This window comes from Polaribacter vadi, assembly GCF_001761365.1.
Lineage (GTDB): Bacteria > Bacteroidota > Bacteroidia > Flavobacteriales > Flavobacteriaceae > Polaribacter > Polaribacter vadi.
On sequence record NZ_CP017477.1, the window covers coordinates 70371 to 88779 of the forward strand.

10 protein-coding genes are annotated in these 18409 nt (G+C 31.5%); 5 read left to right on the forward strand and 5 right to left on the reverse strand.

What is annotated here, in order from left to right:
• Window positions 1-11 precede the first annotated feature (11 nt).
• From LPB03_RS00330 to LPB03_RS00350, 5 genes are all read right to left on the reverse strand, one after another.
• Entirely contained in the window at window positions 12-2891 is a 2880-nt protein-coding gene (locus tag LPB03_RS00330; RefSeq protein WP_065318470.1) for an alpha-amylase family glycosyl hydrolase, read from the reverse strand.
• Between the two features lie 62 nt (window positions 2892-2953).
• Window positions 2954-4780 (reverse strand): SusE domain-containing protein, encoded by a 1827-nt coding sequence (locus LPB03_RS00335; RefSeq protein WP_065318469.1) that lies wholly within the window; start codon window positions 4778-4780, stop codon window positions 2954-2956.
• A gap of 27 nt (window positions 4781-4807) precedes the next feature.
• Window positions 4808-5956, reverse strand: coding sequence for a SusE domain-containing protein (locus LPB03_RS00340; RefSeq protein ID WP_231953121.1), 1149 nt, complete (start codon window positions 5954-5956; stop codon window positions 4808-4810).
• Window positions 5957-5975: 19 nt separating this feature from the next.
• Window positions 5976-7586: a RagB/SusD family nutrient uptake outer membrane protein gene (locus tag LPB03_RS00345; RefSeq protein WP_083187017.1), complete on the reverse strand. Its 1611-nt coding sequence runs from the start codon at window positions 7584-7586 to the stop codon at window positions 5976-5978.
• Between the two features lie 17 nt (window positions 7587-7603).
• Window positions 7604-10513 (reverse strand): SusC/RagA family TonB-linked outer membrane protein, encoded by a 2910-nt coding sequence (locus LPB03_RS00350; RefSeq protein WP_065318466.1) that lies wholly within the window; start codon window positions 10511-10513, stop codon window positions 7604-7606.
• Between the two features lie 198 nt (window positions 10514-10711).
• Here LPB03_RS00350 and LPB03_RS00355 point away from each other — a divergent pair, with 198 nt between their 5' ends.
• The 5 genes from LPB03_RS00355 to LPB03_RS00375 all read left to right on the forward strand — a co-directional run bounded on the left by LPB03_RS00355 (window position 10712) and on the right by LPB03_RS00375 (window position 18400).
• A complete protein-coding gene (locus LPB03_RS00355; RefSeq protein WP_065318465.1) occupies window positions 10712-11734 on the forward strand; it encodes a LacI family DNA-binding transcriptional regulator in 1023 nt (340 codons plus the stop codon).
• 194 nt (window positions 11735-11928) lie between these two features.
• Window positions 11929-13302: an MFS transporter gene (locus tag LPB03_RS00360; protein WP_065318464.1), complete on the forward strand. Its 1374-nt coding sequence runs from the start codon at window positions 11929-11931 to the stop codon at window positions 13300-13302.
• 6 nt (window positions 13303-13308) lie between these two features.
• Window positions 13309-13962, forward strand: a complete 654-nt coding sequence (pgmB, locus tag LPB03_RS00365) for a beta-phosphoglucomutase (RefSeq protein WP_065318463.1) — start codon at window positions 13309-13311, stop codon at window positions 13960-13962.
• A gap of 114 nt (window positions 13963-14076) precedes the next feature.
• A complete protein-coding gene (locus LPB03_RS00370; RefSeq protein WP_065318462.1) occupies window positions 14077-16383 on the forward strand; it encodes a maltose phosphorylase MdxK in 2307 nt (768 codons plus the stop codon).
• Between the two features lie 121 nt (window positions 16384-16504).
• Entirely contained in the window at window positions 16505-18400 is a 1896-nt protein-coding gene (locus LPB03_RS00375) for a glycoside hydrolase family 13 protein (protein ID WP_065318461.1), read from the forward strand.
• Window positions 18401-18409 lie beyond the last annotated feature (9 nt).

Here is an 18409-nt window from a genome sequence, read left to right on the forward strand (position 1 = left end):
TAAAATTTAGGTTAGTTGATAATTAATTTTTTGGTACTTATTTTGTTGTCATTTTCTTTAATTCTAACAAAATAAATTCCCGTATTTAAATCAGTTACCGAAAACGTATTATTTTTAATAACGCTTTTAGTAAACTGTTTTACTTGTTTTCCTGTGATATCATAGACTTTTACATCTAACGCTTCTTTTGATAAATAAAAAGCTGTAGATGTTGGGTTTGGATACAGTTGTAAAATATTGTTTTCTAAAGTAATATCATCATTAGATAATGTTGCTGCTTTATTTCCGAATATCTTAAATTGACCAGGTTGTAGAGTTATAGTACTTGCAGAATAGGTTGTGCTATTTGAAGCATCCATTAAATCTATCCAAGCACCTGCAATAGGAAAGTTCGTGTTTACAGTTTGTGCAACAACATCAAAATTTGCTAAAACAATTACATTTCTTAGTTCAGATTCTGGAATTGACGTATTAAAAATATCAATTCTTGGTGTTAAAGAACCAGAGGTTATGGTATAATCTCCTTCAAAAACATCTTCATTTATTTTTAATGCATTAATTCTTGCCCAGTCATCATAAATACTTTTTCTGATTGCAGTTGTTAACCAGTTGTTTGTCCATTGAGGTTGAGGTTTAGTCGCTAGTTTACAACCATCATTTTCATAACTTCCATCATCACAAGTAAAAATTGAATTTTCCATTCCTAGATCTCCAAAATGCCAAATCATTTTTGGACCAGGAATTGTTAAGGTTACTGCTCCAATTGCAGACATTCTAGATAATGCAGTATTTAAATCTTTTACATCATGAGCACTAATAGCACTGTTACCAAAGGTTACTGTTTTGTACATTACTCGTTCTTCATCATGACTTTCTGCATACCCCATTAACCTTGGTTTTGTAAACCCTCTACTTTTATGACCCATTCTGTTAATGTTTTTATTACCAGTTTGTGCCATTGCAAGTTCACTATATTCTTCAGTCATTTTTCCCCAAAGCATAATTCCTTTACCTTCATTTTCTCTATGGTTTGCCCATTGTTGTTCTTCATTATCAGAACCTAAATGTTCAAAAATTACATAGTGATTTGCATCTAAAGACCAAGAATAATCTGCATAAGATTTTAAAACATCAACTCTATCTTGTTGATAATTGTTTGTACAACCATCATCTGAAGCAGAACAGTTTTGAGTGAATCCTTTTGTTAAATCCCATCTAAAACCATCAATTTTAAAATCTTCAACCCAATGTTTGATAACTCTTTTAGTATATTCTTGCGTTAATGCACTTTGATGGTTAAAATCGTCACCAACATTATAAGCATGCCTTGGAGTTTCATTAAAATATGGGTTTTCTGCACTTGGACCTCCCCAACCATCATTTTCATGATCGTTCATCCACATTCTAACTAGTGGGTTTCTACCAAAAGCATGATTTAAAACAACATCTAAAATCACAGCAATTCCATTTTGATGACATTTGTCTATAAATTCTTTCAATTTAGCTTCTGAACCGTAAAATTTATCTAAAGCCATATGAAAAGAGGTATTGTAACCCCAACTTTCATTTCCTTCAAACTCCATTACTGGCATTAAATGAATAGCATTGATGTTTAAGTTTTTGAAATAATCGATTTTATCAATTAAATCTTGATAATTTCTATTGGCATCAAAATCCCTAACTAAAACTTCGTAAACTATTAAATCTTCTTTTTTGGGTTTTTCGAAATTGGTAACTGTCCAATTATAAGGTGTTTGTCCTGTTTGTAAAACAGTAACTTCTCTTTCTTGTCCTGAAGGATATTCAGGGATATTTGGATAGGAAGCTGTTGGAATCCAAGGATCATCAAAAGGAGATAATACCAACGTAGAAAAAGGATCTGCAGTTTTTACCAAACTTGGTGAGTTGGTTGCTGGAGATTGATCAAAAACCCAATATTGATAGGTTTCAATTTTTTGAGATGTTAATCCAGAAATTTCTAACCAAAATTTTCCAGAAGTTGCATCTTTTTTCATGGTATAAGCATCAGTAGGAGTGTAGTTGTTAAAACTACCAGCTACTTGAACAAAATCTTTTCCAGGTGCATTTAAAACTAAAATAGCTTTTGTTGCATCTGCTAGATAATTGATACCATCAACCATTCCTGCTGGTAAAGTTTCGTTTACAACAGTTGGTACAACAGTTACGTTAAATTTAACTTCGCCAGTTTCAGTAGAGTTTGGTGGAGTTCCTACAACTCTTACTTCGCCACTTTCTGTGATATTAGTAATTGTAGCATTACAAGCAGGAAAACCACAGTTTGCTGTTGCTACAGATACATCATTATAAAAAATTTCGATGCTACCTTGAACTGTAGTAGAACCTTGAAATTTAATTTCAGCTGAAACACTCAAATTATCTCCAGAATTTACAACCACTAAATCTGTTTTTGGGTTTGATAAATTTACTTGAACAACACCTACTGGATAAATAAAATCTTTGCAAGAACCACCTTCACTTAATTTGAGTTCTTGAGAACCATCTTCATTTCTGAATACCATTCCAATTTGTGCAGCAGTTTCTATTTGGGCTGGAGTGATGTCAAAATAATCTTGTGGAGTTATAGTGATGCTATAAGTCCCATCATTATTAGAAGTCATTTCTCCAAAACCATCATCTTTACCCCAATTACCTACAACATTATAGCCGAAAGCATCGTTTTTGTCTCCAATACCTGCATGCATATAAACTTTTGCAGGATTGCTTATTCCATTACAAGTACTGGTAGAATTAATGTCTACAGTAATTGTAACAGGTTTATCTACTTCTATAGCGTTTACACTTAATGTTACTTGAGCATTTACTATAAAAGAAAGTAGAAAAAGGTTTAAAAAAAGTAGTGTTTTTTTCATAAAATATATTTTTTCAAAAAAAAAAGGCTATAAGTTTTTACTTATAGCCTTTAAATTAATATTTAGTTTATAGAAATTGTTTTGTTTGATGTGTTTACTGTAAGTGTATATGTACCTGGAGTACCTGTAAACTTTAAGTTTTTATCACCATCATCAGCATTTTCAAAATTAGCATCTATAGTATAACCTTCATTTTCAAAATATGGATAGTTATAACTTGGAGAACCCCATTCTAAAGATTTATCTAAAAAGAATCTAAATGCATCATTTGCAAAAGTAACTTCACCAGAATAAATTCCTGCACCTGTACAAGGTAAAGCAACAGGAGAATCCCATCCCCAACCAGCATCAGGAACACCTGCACCAACTAACCATAGCTGATCTAAAGTACATTGTGATTGCTCTGGTCCTAAAGTAATTGTTTTATTGATGTCATCTATTTGTAAAAAATAAACACCTGGTGTACCAACAAACTTAAAGTTTTTGTCACCATCATCTGCATTTTCAAGATTCGCATCTATTGTATACCCTGCATCTTCATAATATAGGTAATTGAAGTTTGTAGAACCCCATTGAGTTGCTGTATCTGTAAAGAATCTAAAAGCATCATTTTTTAAGTCGATATTCCCTTCGTAAACTCCAGTTCCTGTACAAGCAATCTGAACAGGATTATCCCAGTTCCAACCATTTGCACCAGCACCAACTACCCAAAGTTGATCGTAATTACAATTTGGACCATAAACTGCAGGGCCTAATGTAATCGTTTTAGCAACTGTGTTTATTTCGATAAAATATTCTCCAGCTGTTCCTGTAAATAAAAAGTTATTATCACCATCCATAGCATCTTCAAAATTGCTATCAATCGTATAACCTCTATCTACATAATATGGGAAATTATAGCTAGGTGAAGCCCATTCTAATGCTTTGTCAATGAATAATCTAAAATTACCTCCATTTTCTGGTGATAAGTTTATGTTTCCTGAATATGTTTTTCCTTGTAATAATAATTCAATTGGAGAATCCCAGCCCCAACCAGCATCTACAGCACCAGCACCTACAACATAAAGAGCAGGAGGTAAGTCAACACTGTAAGGAGTTACAGATAAGTTTATACTTTCTGAAGATCTGAACAAATCTCCAGCAGCTGTTGCAGCAATTGCTCTAATTCTAAAATCGAAATTGATTGCAGTACCAGCAACACCACCATTATCTAAAATATAGCTATTTAATTCACCATGCTTAATTTCTAAAGTGTTTTCTTGAGTTTCTCCTAAAGAAGTAGCGTTTGTAAAATCTGAACCAGTTTCTGTAACCTCTAATTGATACGTTACATTTACAGTTGATGTTGAAGTAATTTCTGGATCATCCCAAGTAACTGTCATTGCAACAGCATCTGGATCTACATCAGAAAGTGTAAAAGCATCTCCTGAATTAGGACTTGTAATGCTTGGAATTTGAACTGCAAATTTAGATACTTGAAATAAAACTACGTTAGAAACAGCTGAACCTGTACTTATTCTCATATATACAGCAGTTGCAGAAAAAGATTGCACACCAGCATTGTCTAAAACATTATTAAATTCTGAAACAGACATTGAAAAATTATTCTTATCTGTACTACCTAAAGAAATAGGATTTGTGAATTCTGCATCTGTAGACATTTCTACAGTATACGTTGCAGGTGCATTAATTTCATCAACCCAATTTACTGTAAATGCTGGGTTGTTTGGTAAAGCAAAGTTTAAAAAGATATTGCTAATACCTGGCGTGTTTAAAACAAATTCAGGTTCTGGACTTGTAATTGTTAAGCTTTCTTCTACATCACAAGCACCTAATAATAAGGTTAAGGATAAGAATAAATAGCTTAATTTTTTTATATAATTTTTCATTTTTTATATTTTAAAATTAAGTTGATATTATAAGTTTATTGGAATTAAAATATAACGGTTTGTTAAATCATTAAACCAAACATCGTAATCATCTTCTACAATTACAGGAATTGCGTCTCCACCAGCTGTTGCTACACCAGAAAAAGAAGAAGAACTTCCCCAACTTGCGCCAGCACCTGTAGTAAACTTAACATCTCCAGGAATTAATCTTACACTTTTAGCATACCATAAATGTCCATCAAAACTTAATTGATTCATTGCAACATCTGCAGTACTAGATCCTTGAATTGTTAAAGAACTAGGACTGGTTATACCTGTTGCATCAAAAGGAACTAAGGTGTATTTTTTTGCTGCAAAATCTATAGTGAATGTATAAAAACCTGTAGTAGCAACACCAAATCTACCTGGATCTCCAGATTGGGTTCCTGGATTTCCAGCAATATCTCCACTTTCACTGTATGCATCACTACCTTCATCTCTAGAATCACCCCATTGAGGTTGCCAGTTACCTGTAGATTCTAAAACTTTAAATCTACCTCCACTTTTATCTGCATTTGTTGGGTCGTCATTTTTAATTAACCCAGTATAATAAAATATATTACTATCAGATTCATCTCTAAACAAAGGCGGATTTTGATTTGCACTAGCATTATCCCAACCTGGAGCAACTCCATTTCCTACTAAAAAGTAATCATCTAAAGTATAATTGAAATAAGGGTACACATTAAACTCAATAGTATTAGAAGCTGAGGTTACACTATTTTGAGTTCCCAAAGAAGAAACTACTCTAGCATATAATTTAGCCCATTCAAAAGGGTTTAAACCTGCATTACCTGCAGCAGCATTAACCTCACTTACCGATAATGTTATTGTAGTTCTACCAGTTGTAGTTGCTGCAACAATAGGAGCTGTAAAAGTCTCATCTTTAGAAAACTGAATAGCATAATTTATAGAAGCTTGTTGTTCATAATTTGCTTCTCCCCAGTTTAAAGTAATTGCTGGGTTATTCGTGTTTACTGCATCTAACTCTAGATCAGTAAAACTAAGTTCTACCAAAGTTGGTGCAGTTGGATCTGATATTGTAAATAATTCAGAATTATCATCACAAGAATTCAGTATTAATAAAAATACACCTATGAATGCAACTGCTGAAAATCGTTTTATATTTTTCATCATTTGTAATTTATTTTTAAGATTAGTAACCAACATTTTGAGTTAAACTTGGGTTAGAAGCTAAACTAGCAGCAGGAATTGGATATAGATTTAAATGAGCTGGTAATGCAATACCATTAGTTCCATTTCCTTTCCAAGCCCAGTTGTAAGAACCACCTGTAAATCTTCCAAAACGAATTAAATCTTGTCTTCTATGTGCTTCCCAATGTAATTCTCTAGCTCTTTCATCAATAATAAAATCTAAGTCGATGTCAGAAATTGTTAAATTATTTTGTGGGTTATTTGCTCTAGTTCTTAAAGCATTTATGTAAGAAGTTAAATCTGCAGGATTTGCTCCAGTACCACCTCTTAAATGTGCTTCTGCATACATTAAGTAAACATCTGCTAATCTAAATAATGGGAAATCAGTATCAACCAAAGTTTGATCTACTCCAAAACCACCTGTAGAAGTTGCATTTGAGTATTTTTCTAAAAGATAACCTTGATCTTGATTAGAAATGTCTGTTATTTCTATATCTCTACCTTCAGAAATAATGGTATTTCTTGTATCATTATTATAAATACTAGCATCAAATAATTGTACAAATTGCTTTCTTAAACGCAAAGCGCCTCCCCAACCATCAGCGCCAACTCCTAAAGCTACACCATTATCTTCAGTACTACCAACAGAACCATTAATCATTATTGTTGTTGGTCCATAATTCTTAGTAATTTGTCCATCAGAAATTATTGGAAAAATAATCTCGTTTACAGCTGAATTTGTATTATTATCTGCCATAAAATTATGAAGATAATTGTCTGCTAAAATATAACCACCTGCAATAATTTTTTTACAATTATCTAAAGCTTCAGTATATTTTGGTTGCCCAATATAAACTTCTGCATTTAAGTACATTTTTGCTAAAATCATCCAAGCAACACCTTTGCTTGCTCTACCATGTTCAACATTCATTGGTTCTGATAAATCTGCTTCAATTGCAGTTAATTCAGCCTCTACAAAGTCAAATAATTGTTGTCTGTTATAAGCTAAAGGTTGTGCATTTATAGCATCATTTTCTGTAGTGAAATTTGCTTGACCAAATAAATCCATCATGTAGTAGTAAGACATTGCTCTTAACAAACGAGCTTCTGCTCTAAACTTTACAATTTCAGTTTTGGTTGCCTCAGATACATTTCTTGCCGCTAATTTTTCCTCAGTAGTTTCTCTTAAAAAATTGTTTGCAAACGCAATTGTTACATGCGTTCTACCAAACATTCCATAAATGATAGGATCATCTGCATTCCAAATATTACGTTGTATTTCACGAGTTCCAGGATCGTTTTCATAAGACCAAATCATTTGATCTGCAGATAATGTTTGTAAGTATAATAATACTCTACCAAATTGACTTGTTCCTGCATCCAGTCCCTCTATATTTGAAGAACCTTCTCCATCTACACCTGTTAAAGATAAATTAGCATAAACACCTGCTAATAATTCTTTATAAGCAGTTTCTTTTGTAAAAAAATCTTCTCCTAACAAATCTTGATCATCTTGTGGTGTAATATCTAAATCTTTTGTACAAGATGATAGTGAAACAACCATAATCAAAAATAGGATTGCTATTTTTTCTATTTTAAATATATTTTTCATTATTAATTATTTATTAATTAAAATTTAATGTTAGCACCAACTAAGATAGTTCTTGGTCTTGGGTATATATTATTATCAATACCATTAAAAACTTCTGGATCTAAACCAGTATAGTCAGAAAGTATAAAAACATTTTGCATACCAGCCCATAAACGAATGCTGTTTGATGCAAATTTTTTGATAGGTCTATCAAAAGTGTATCCTAAAGTTATGTTGTCCATTCTTAAAAAAGATGCGTTTTCTAAATAAATATCAGAAAGGATAACATCTGAAGTACTATTAAAATTAGTTTCTAAAACAGAAGTTGGAATGTTTCCTAGTACAGCATTGTCTTTTAAAAGATCATATTGTGCTAAACTAGAATTTACGTTGTTATACACGTAATTACCAACACTAGCTCTTAAGTTAAAAGCTAAATCAAAATTTCTGTAATTAAAATTCGATTGAAAACCAAAAGTTACATTTCCTTGAGGGTCTTCTTTTAAATACCTGTCTTGTTGATTTATAATACCATCTCCATTTAAATCTGCATAAGCACCTTCTATTGGACTGCCATTTGTATTATATAACTGTTTGTACATAAAAAATGCATTTGGAGCAAAAGCTTCACTAAATAACTGAATATAGTTTCCTGTTCCTCCTGCAATATCTCCAGTAGTAATGTCTTGATCTAAAGCTAGCTCCTTAATTTCTCTGTCTAAATAAGTAGCATTAAAATTTAAGTTCCAGTTAAAGTCTTCAGTTTTAATTACATCTGCATTTAAAGAAAATTCAAGACCATTAACTTGTAGGTCTCCAATATTTTGCTCAATTCTATTTGTAAAATTAGCACCATCAGCAACAGGTGCGTTTGATAATAAATCTGTTGAATTTTTTTGAAATGCATTTAAAGAACCAGATAATTTGTTGTTAAATAAACCATAATCAACACCAAATTCAATTGTACGAGTTGTTTCCCATCTAATATCTTTATTAAGTGGAGATGGAATGGTAGATTGAATAGTATTACCTCCAAAAATATAATTAGAACCCAGGTTTCCAAAGCGATATATATCTAAGTATAAAGAGCTAGCATTACCTATATCTTGCTGTCCATTAACACCATAAGAAGCTCTTAATTTTAAATCAGAAATTACAGAATTATCTTTTAAGAAATCCTCATCACTAACTCTCCAAGCTAAAGATGCACCACCAAAATTACCCCATCTATTATTTGGACCAAATCTAGAAGTACCATCTCTCCTGTAATTTAACGTTAATAAATATTTTTCATTATATGCTAAATTTACTCTACCAATAAAACCAACTAAAACAACAGGTGTGTCTACATAAGATGTAAAACCAGTGTTATTTGGGTTTCTTATATTCCCTGTGCTATTTCCAGAACGATCAAAAGATTGGTAGTTGTAACCAACCATAGCATCTGTCTTAAACTTACCAAATGTATTGTTGTAGGTTAAATAAGCGTCTAAATTTTCGTTATTATACTCATTAAGGTAATTTACATCTTCACCTACAAATAAATCGTTGTAACTTGCAGGACTATTTAGGGGATTAAAAGTTATACCTTTTTGACTAGATTTATCAAAACCTACTGAAACAGTAGCTGTTACTTCAGGTAAAAAATGTAATTTATAATCGATTTTTAAATTACCAAATTGTCTAAAAGTGTCTTCGTTGTTATTTCTTTGTAATAAAGCTGCAACTGGGTTTCTAGTGCCATTATCAACCAAAATACCATTAGGTGTTCTTGTTAAATGTTGATAAAAACCTCCAAAAGGAGAAGTTGCATCATAAACAGGTTGTGTAGGGTCGTAACGTAAAGCAGCATTTACTTGACTTTCCTCCGCAATTCTAGTATCTATAAAAGATCTGTTATAATTTACACCAATTTTTAAATGATCATCAAAAAATGATGGATTCATAGATAAAGATACATTAGACCTATCAAATTGTGATGTTAAAATGTTTCCTTCAATTTCTGAAAAATTTACAGAAAGTCTTGTTGGTATAAAACCAAAGATTTGTCCTCTAGCCGTTAAATTGTGTTGTGTAGAAACCGATTTTTGCAAAATTTCATCTTGCCAATTCGTATTTGCAGTTCCTAACAATCCTACATCTCCAGGTTTTTGAGCAGCCACTAGGTTTCTAAATGAATCACCATCAAAAACATTAATTCTATCTTTAACTTCTCCAAAAGCTATTTGATAATCATAATCTAAAGTATATTCGCTTCTCCCTTTTTTAGTAGAAATAATAATAACTCCATTTGAACCTCTAGAACCATATATAGCAGTTGCAGAAGCATCTTTTAAAACAGAAAAAGATTCAATGTCATTTGGGTTGATACTCGATAAATTAACACCTGTTAAAGGCAAACCATCAATAACAATTAAAGGATCGTTTGATGCACTAAGAGATGAACCTCCCCGAATTCTAATTTGAGAACCAGCACCAGGAGCACCACTAGTAACAATATTTACACCAGCAACTCTACCACTTAATAAATTTTCTGGAGTAACAATGTTACCCTTTGTAAACTCTTTAGCAGTAATAGCTTCTACAGATCCAGTAGCATCTTTAACAGTTGTAGTACCATAACCAACTACAACAATTTCATCTAATTGTTCTGCAGATTGATCTAGCTCTACACTTAAGTTAAAGTTAGATCCAATTACAACTTCTTTTGTTGCAAATCCTAAATATCTAAAAACAAGCACATCTCCAGATTTTACTCTTTCAATTGTAAAGTTCCCATCAAAGTCTGTTTCAGTTCCTCTAACTGTACCTTTAATTACGATACTAACACCAGGTAAAAGTTCCCCAGATGATTTTTCTTTAACCACACCTTTTACGGTTTGCTGAGCAAACATTGTAAAAGAAGACGTTAGTAGAATTCCGATTAATAATAATTTAAATTTTTTCATGTATAATTTGTTAAATAATAACTGTAAATTTGGTTTAGGTTAACAATAAATTGACATTCCACATATGTAAAAATAGAATATATATGGGATAATATAGAATAGAAAATTTACGAAATCGGTTTCGTGTTAATAACTTTTTCTGTATTTAATTCATTAAATTAGCTGTAAATTGAATTTTAATTTTCTTTTCCATAAAAAATGAAGCAAAAAATTACAATAAAAACAATTGCCAAAGAATTAGGGGTATCAACATCAACAGTTTCTAAAGCATTAAAAGATAGTCATGAGATAAGTTCAGATACTAAAGAAAAAATTCAAGCGTATGCAAATCTTTACAACTACAAACCCAATCATTTAGCCTTACAATTACGAAACCAAAAAACGAAAGTTATTGGTGTTATTTTACCAAAAATTGTTCACCATTTTTTCTCTACAGTAATTATGGGAATTGAGGAAGGAGCCAATGAAAAAGGCTATAATATTATGGTTTGTTTTTCTAATGAATCTTACAAAAAAGAAGTAGAAACTTTAAAGGTTTTATCTAATGGAAGTGTAGATGGTATTATTGTGTCAATAGCTAATGAAACCCTTAAAAATAAAGACTTTAAGCATTTTACAGACTTGGTTGCAGAAGAAATTCCATTGGTGCTTTTTGATAGAGTTGTAGATGAAATTTTATGTGATAAAGTGGTTGTTGATGATGTTGGTGCAGGGTATAAAGCCACTAAATATTTGTTAGATAATGGTGCTAAAAAAATAGCTTTAATTACCACTCCTAATCATGTAAATGTGGGAGCTTTAAGAAGACAAGGTTATGAGAAAGCTTTAATAGAAAACTACATAAAAACAGACCCGAATTTAATTGTTGAAATTGATGAAAACCAAGATATTAAAGATCAAATTGAAAAGGTTTTTGATAAAGACATAGATGGTGTTTTTGCTGTAAACGAAATTTATGCAGCAAACTCAATGAAAATAGCAAAAGAGAGAGGTTTAAACGTGCCAAATGACTTGTCTGTGATAGGGTTTACAGATGGTTTAATTTCTGAATATTCATCGCCAACAATTACTACAATGGCACAACATGGTTTTACGATGGGAAAACAAGCAGTAGAACTTTTAATAGAGAAAATTGAAAAAGAAACTGAAGCTTATAAACCTAAAAAAATTGTAATTTCTAGCGATTTAAAACTTAGAGAATCTACGAAACCGTCGTCGTAAATTATTCAAATTACGAATTTTTTACGAAACCGTCGTCGTAAAAATAATAGCTGTTTTTTATCAATTTCACAAAATAAACTTATATTTGTTCCCTTAATACGATTTATCAATAAATTACATTCCACAATTTATAATCATTGATAAGTCTAAAACACTTATCGAAATATTCATTAATTATATAATAATATTCGATAATGGAAAAGCGTAAATTAAGCTTTTGGCAAATCTGGAACATGAGTTTCGGATTTCTAGGAATACAATTTGGATTCGCCCTTCAAGGTGGATTTATGTCAAGAATTTTTCAAACTTTAGGAGCAGGAAAGGAAGAGATTCCCATGCTTTGGATTGCAGCTCCTTTAACAGGTTTACTTGTACAACCAATTATTGGTTATATGAGCGATAGAACTTGGAGCGTAAAATGGGGGAGAAGAAGGCCTTACTTTTTAGTAGGTGCAGTTTTTAGTTCATTAGCCTTGTTTTTTGTGCCACATTCTCCTGCATTATGGATTGCAGCTGGTTTTCTGTGGATTTTAGATGCGTCTATAAACGTTTCTATGGAGCCATTTAGAGCTTTAGTTGCAGATAAATTACCACAATCTCAAAGATCTTATGGTTTTGTTGTTCAAACTTTAATTATTGGTATTGGTACTTGGATCGCAAGTAATTTACCTTGGATGGTTTCTCAATTAGGAGTTAGTAATGAAGCTGCATCTGGTGTTGTGCCAATGTCTGTAAAAGTGGCTTTTGGAGTTGGAGCTTTGGTCTTTTTAGCGAGTATTTTATATACTGTTTTTACTACAGATGAATATCCTCCAGAAGATATGGAAGAGTTTGAACGTGAAAAGGCAAAGAAAAATAATTTTATTCCAGATATTCTAAACAATATTGGAAGTATGCCAACAACTATGAAAAAATTGGGAGTTATTCAATTTTTTTCGTGGTTTGCATTCTTTACAATGTGGTCTTTGGCAAACCCTGCTTTAACAGAACACGTTTTTGCAACACCTGCACCTATTGAAACTGCTTATAATATGGCAGATGCTCTTCAAGCAGAAGCTTTTAAAGTTGCAAACACTAAATTCCAAGAGTCATCTAATTCAGTTGGTTCTGCAATGGGTATTTACGGTTTGTCTTCTATGGCATTTGCATTATTACTTACCTTATATACTTCTAAAAGAAATATCAATAGAAAATATGTACACATGTTTTCATTAATATTAGGAGGTATCGGTTTTTTAGCAATGAGTTATGCATCTCCAGAAAATTTAAAGTACTGTTTTGTATTAATAGGTTTTGCTTGGGGTAGTATTTTATCTATGCCTTATGCAATGTTGTCTAGCTCTGTAGATCCAAAGAAAATGGGCGTAATTATGGGGATTTTTAACATGTTTATTGTAATCCCACAAATTATAGCAGCTTTAGGAGGAATCAATTTTGTATCGAGTTTATTAGGAGAAGAAGCTATAAATGCTATGACAGTAGCAGGAATTAGTTTGGTAATTGCAGGTTTATGTAACTTGTTAATTACCAATAAAAACGCAATTAGTTATCAAGAAGAAGAGATTTAAGAGTATATGAAAAAAGGATTTATTTTTGATTTGGATGGTGTAATAGTAGACACAGCCAAATATCATTATTTAGCTTGGAAAAAGCTAGCAAACGAATTAGGATTTGAATTTACCAAAGAACAAAACGAATTATTTAAAGGCGTTAGTAGAAAACGCTGTTTAGAAATTCTTTTGGAAATTGGAAATAGAACTGCAACACAACAAGAATTTGATACTTGGATGGTCGAAAAAAATGTAGACTATTTAAAGTTTATCGAAAATATGGATGCATCAGAAATACTACCTGATGTACCAAAAATTTTAGAATATTTAAAAGAAAATAACATTCCAATAGCTTTAGGATCAGCAAGTAAAAATGCAAAGCCAATTTTAGAAAAAGTTGGTTTATTACCTTATTTTGATGCAATTGTTGATGGAAACAATGTTACAAAAGCAAAACCAGATCCAGAAGTATTTTTATTAGCAGCAAAACATTTAGGTGTAAATGCTGATGATTGTATTGTTTTTGAAGATGCTGTTGCAGGAGTAGAAGCTGCAAATGCTGCAAAAATGATCAGTATTGGTATTGGTGAAAAAAATATTTTAAAGGAAGCTGATTATATTTTTAATGATTTTACAGAAATCAGTATCAGTTTTATTCAAGAGTTAATAGAAAAATAGAAAATCGAAAAATTTGTTATATCCTGCAAGGTTTCAAAAACCTTGTAGGGATATTAAATTAAAAAACAACAAACCTATAAGGTTTCAAAGACCTTGCAGGAAAAAACATAAATTATGAATCAAGATTATATCATACCAAATGAATGGTCTATCCTAGAAGAAGGATTTGACGCGAAAATGGTTAAATCTTCAGAAAGTTTATTCAGTATTGGTAATGGAGCCATGGGTCAACGTGCTAATTTTGAAGAAAAATATACAGGAGAAACTTTTCAAGGAAGTTATATTGCAGGTGTTTATTATCCTGATAAAACACGAGTTGGTTGGTGGAAAAACGGTTATCCAGAATACTTCGCAAAAGTTTTAAACGCACCAAATTGGATTGGTATTAACGTTAAAATTAACGAAGAAGAGTTAGATTTACATGCGTGTAAATCTGTATCGAACTTTAAAAGAGAACTCAACATGAAAGAAGGTTGGTTGGCTAGAAGTTTTGAAGCTGTTTTGCAAAACGACATCAAAATTAAAGTTGATACTAAGCGTTTTTTAAGTTTAGAATTGGATGAAGTTGGTGCAATTGAGTATAATGTAACTCCTGTAAATGAAGATTGTAAAATTACTTTTTCTCCTTATTTAGATGCTGGGATTACCAATGAAGATACCAATTGGGATGATCAATTTTGGGATGTTTTAGAAGTAACTCAAAACAACCAACAATCTTATATAGAAGCAAAAACGATGAAAACTAATTTTCATACGTGTACTTTTATGGAATCTCGTTTATTTATAAACGATAATGAGGTAATTACAGGCTGTAATAATAACAAAACATCAAATTATACTGCTTGCCATTATCAACAAGAAATCAAGAAAAACGAAACCTATACAATTCATAAATTTGGTGGATATGTTGTTGATAGAAACCATAAGAAAGACGAATTAGTTGCTGCAGCAAAAGATATTTTAGACAAAGCAGTAAGTTTTGGATTTGAAGCCATGTTAGAAACCCAGAAAAATTCTTGGGCAGAAATCTGGAACATGTCAGATATTACTATTGATGGTGATGTAAAAGCACAACAAGGAATTCGTTTTAATATTTTTCAACTAAATCAAACCTATTTAGGAACTGATATTTCTTTAAATATTGGACCAAAAGGTTTTACTGGAGAAAAATATGGAGGAAGTACTTATTGGGATACAGAAGCGTACTGTATTCCTTTTTATATGGCAACCAAAGATCAATCTGTTGCAAGAACTTTGCTAGAATACAGATATAATCATTTAGAAAAAGCCATTGAAAATGCAGCAAAACTCGGTTTTAAAAACGGAGCAGCTTTATACCCAATGGTTACTATGAATGGTGAGGAATGCCATAATGAATGGGAAATCACTTTTGAAGAAATTCACAGAAATGGCGCCATTGCTTTTGCAATTTTTAATTATTACAGATTTACAGACGATTATTCTTACATTCCAGAAAAAGGATTGGAAGTTTTAATCGGAATTGCACGTTTTTGGCATCAAAGGGTAAATTTCTCTACAGATAAAAATAAATATGTAATGTTAGGGGTAACTGGACCTAATGAATATGAAAATAACATCAACAATAATTGGTATACAAATTACATTGCAAAATGGTGTTTAGAGTATACTTTAAAAAACATTGAAATTGTAAAAGTGGATCATATTTCTGATTATATCAGAATTAAAGAAAAAACGAATTTTACAGATGAAGAGTTGGCTTCTTTTAAAGACGTAGCAGACAATATGTATTTTCCATATTCAGAAAAGCATGATGTTTATTTACAACAAGATGGTTTCTTAGATAAGGAATTAATTACAGTTGCAGATTTAGATAAAAGCCAAAGGCCTATCAACCAGAAATGGAGTTGGGACAGAATTTTACGTTCTCCATACATAAAACAAGCAGATGTTTTGCAAGGTTTTTATATGTTCGAAAATGATTTTTCTACGGAAGAATTAGAGCGTCATTTCGATTTTTATGAGCCATTTACAGTGCATGAAAGTTCGCTTTCTCCTTGTGTACATAGTATTCAAGCAGCAAAGTTAAACAGAATGGATCAGGCATATGAATTCTATTTAAGAACTTCACGTTTGGATTTAGATGATTATAATCACGAAGTTGAAGAAGGTTTGCATATAACCTCTATGGCTGGAACTTGGATGAGTATTGTAGAAGGTTTTGGAGGCATGAGAGTGTTAGATAATACACTTTCTTTTTCGCCAAAAATTCCAAATCAATGGGATTCTTACTCGTTTAAAGTCAATTTTAGAAATCAAGTAATTACTGTAAAAGTTTCTAAAAAAGGAACTCATTTTGAGTTGGATGGTAAAAACGAAGTGAAAATTTTAGTAAATGGAGAAATAACAACAATTTCGCCAAATAATTTACAAACTGCTTAATAGCAATATAATAACAAAATCTCAAAAGTTTTTATGCTGATTTTTTTAGTTGTAAAACTTTTGAGGTTTATAAAAAATCTACATTTTGAAATATTTAAAGCAACTTTTCTTACTTTCTGTAATGCTTATTTTCTCATGTAAAAAGGAAGAAATAAAAACAAATCTTTCTGATGTTTCTATTTCTAATACCTCTTTAGAAAGAGTAGAACCTACCAATTGGTGGGTTAATTTTAAAGATACTTCACTACAATTATTAGTTAAAGAAAACAATATAGGCAACTCAAACCCATCAATTTCTTATGATGGAGTTTCTATAGAAAAAGTTCACAAAGCAAAAAGCCAAAATTATCTTTTTATCGATTTAAATATTGATGCAACTACAAAAGCAGGCAAATTCGACATCATTTTTACTTTTGATGATGACACTAAAAAAACACATACATACGAACTAAAAGAAAGACAAAAACCTGCTGAAGATTATAAGGGTTTTGATAGTTCTGATGCTATTTATTTAATTACTCCAGATCGTTTTGCAAATGCTGATGAAACGAATGACATCAACCAAAATTTAAAAGAAACGACCATTGATAGAACTGATGGTTACAAACGTCATGGAGGAGATTTACAAGGAATTACAAATCATATAGATTACATTGCTGAGTTAGGTTTTACAACAATTTGGCCAACTCCAGTGTTAACAAACGATATGCCAAATGGCTCTTATCATGGCTATGCAATTACAGATTATTATCAAGTAGATCCACGTTTTGGAACCTTAGAAGATTATAAAAATTTAGCGGATAAATTGCGCGAAAAAGACATGAAATTAATCATGGATCAAGTTGCGAATCATTGTGGTTTAGAACATTGGTGGATGAAAGATTTGCCTTTTGAAGATTGGATAAACAATCAAAAAAACTACGAAGACAATATTGATACTTGGGAAAATGATAAAAATATAGGTTCTAATCATAGAAGAACTACAAACCAAGATTTGTATGCTGCAGCATCTGACAGAAAAGGAAATAACGAAGGTTGGTTTGTGTCTGGAATGCCAGATTTAAATCAACGTAATCCTTTTATGGCAACATACATTATTCAAAATAGCATTTGGTGGATTGAGACTTTAGGTTTGGGAGGAATTCGCCAAGATACGTATCCTTATCCTGACAAACAATTTATGGCAAATTGGGCAGGTGCAATTATGAACGAATATCCTAATTTTGCTATTGTTGGCGAAGAATGGAGTTACAATCCTTTATTAGTTGGTTATTGGCAAAAAGGCGCAAAAAATAAAGATGGTTATGAAAGTAACTTACAATCTACGATGGATTTCCCAATGCAAAAAGCAATTGTGGAAGGCATTAAAGAAGAAGAAACTTGGGGAACAGGTTTGGTGAAACTTTATGAAGGTTTGGCAAACGATTTCCATTATACAACTCCAAAAGATATGATGGTTTTTTTAGACAATCATGATGAACGCAGAGTATTTACAGCATTAAATGAAGATGCTACAAATACAAAAATGGGGTTAAGTTATATGTTGATGTTGCCAAGAATTCCGCAAATTTATTACGGAACAGAAATTTTAATGGATGACACAGCAAACCCTGGAGATCATGGTTTAATAAGAACCGATTTTCCTGGAGGTTTTAAAGATGATAATATAAATGCTTTTACTGGTGAAGGTTTATCAGCAGAAAAAAGAGAAATGCAAAATTTTGTAAGCAAAGTTTTAAACTATCGTAAGGAAAGTGAAGCAATTCACGAAGGGAAAACGATTCATTTTGCGCCATTTATGGGGACTTATTTTTTATTCAGAATTAAAGATGATGAAACTGTTGTGCATATTATCAACAAAAATGAAGAGCCAATTACAATCGATTTAAAACGTTATGCAGAAGTTGGTTTAGAAGGAAAATCCTTAAAAAATATTATTTCTGGTGATGAATTTTTATGGAATGAAGCTATTCAATTATCAGAAAAAGGAAGCCTAATTTTAACTACAAAATTTTAATTAAATTTT

Excerpts from the sequence above, each read along its gene's own strand:
- LPB03_RS00330 (WP_065318470.1), bottom strand. The coding sequence starts at position 2,891 with ATGAAAAAAACACTACTTTTTTTAAACCTTTTTCTACTTTCTTTTATA.
- LPB03_RS00335 (WP_065318469.1), bottom strand. The coding sequence starts at position 4,780 with ATGAAAAATTATATAAAAAAATTAAGCTATTTATTCTTATCCTTAACC.
- LPB03_RS00340 (WP_231953121.1), bottom strand. The coding sequence starts at position 5,956 with ATGATGAAAAATATAAAACGATTTTCAGCAGTTGCATTCATAGGTGTA.
- LPB03_RS00345 (WP_083187017.1), bottom strand. The coding sequence starts at position 7,586 with ATGAAAAATATATTTAAAATAGAAAAAATAGCAATCCTATTTTTGATT.
- LPB03_RS00350 (WP_065318466.1), bottom strand. The coding sequence starts at position 10,513 with ATGAAAAAATTTAAATTATTATTAATCGGAATTCTACTAACGTCTTCT.
- LPB03_RS00355 (WP_065318465.1), top strand. The coding sequence starts at position 10,712 with ATGAAGCAAAAAATTACAATAAAAACAATTGCCAAAGAATTAGGGGTA.
- LPB03_RS00360 (WP_065318464.1), top strand. The coding sequence starts at position 11,929 with ATGGAAAAGCGTAAATTAAGCTTTTGGCAAATCTGGAACATGAGTTTC.
- pgmB (WP_065318463.1), top strand. The coding sequence starts at position 13,309 with ATGAAAAAAGGATTTATTTTTGATTTGGATGGTGTAATAGTAGACACA.
- LPB03_RS00370 (WP_065318462.1), top strand. The coding sequence starts at position 14,077 with ATGAATCAAGATTATATCATACCAAATGAATGGTCTATCCTAGAAGAA.
- LPB03_RS00375 (WP_065318461.1), top strand. The coding sequence starts at position 16,505 with ATGCTTATTTTCTCATGTAAAAAGGAAGAAATAAAAACAAATCTTTCT.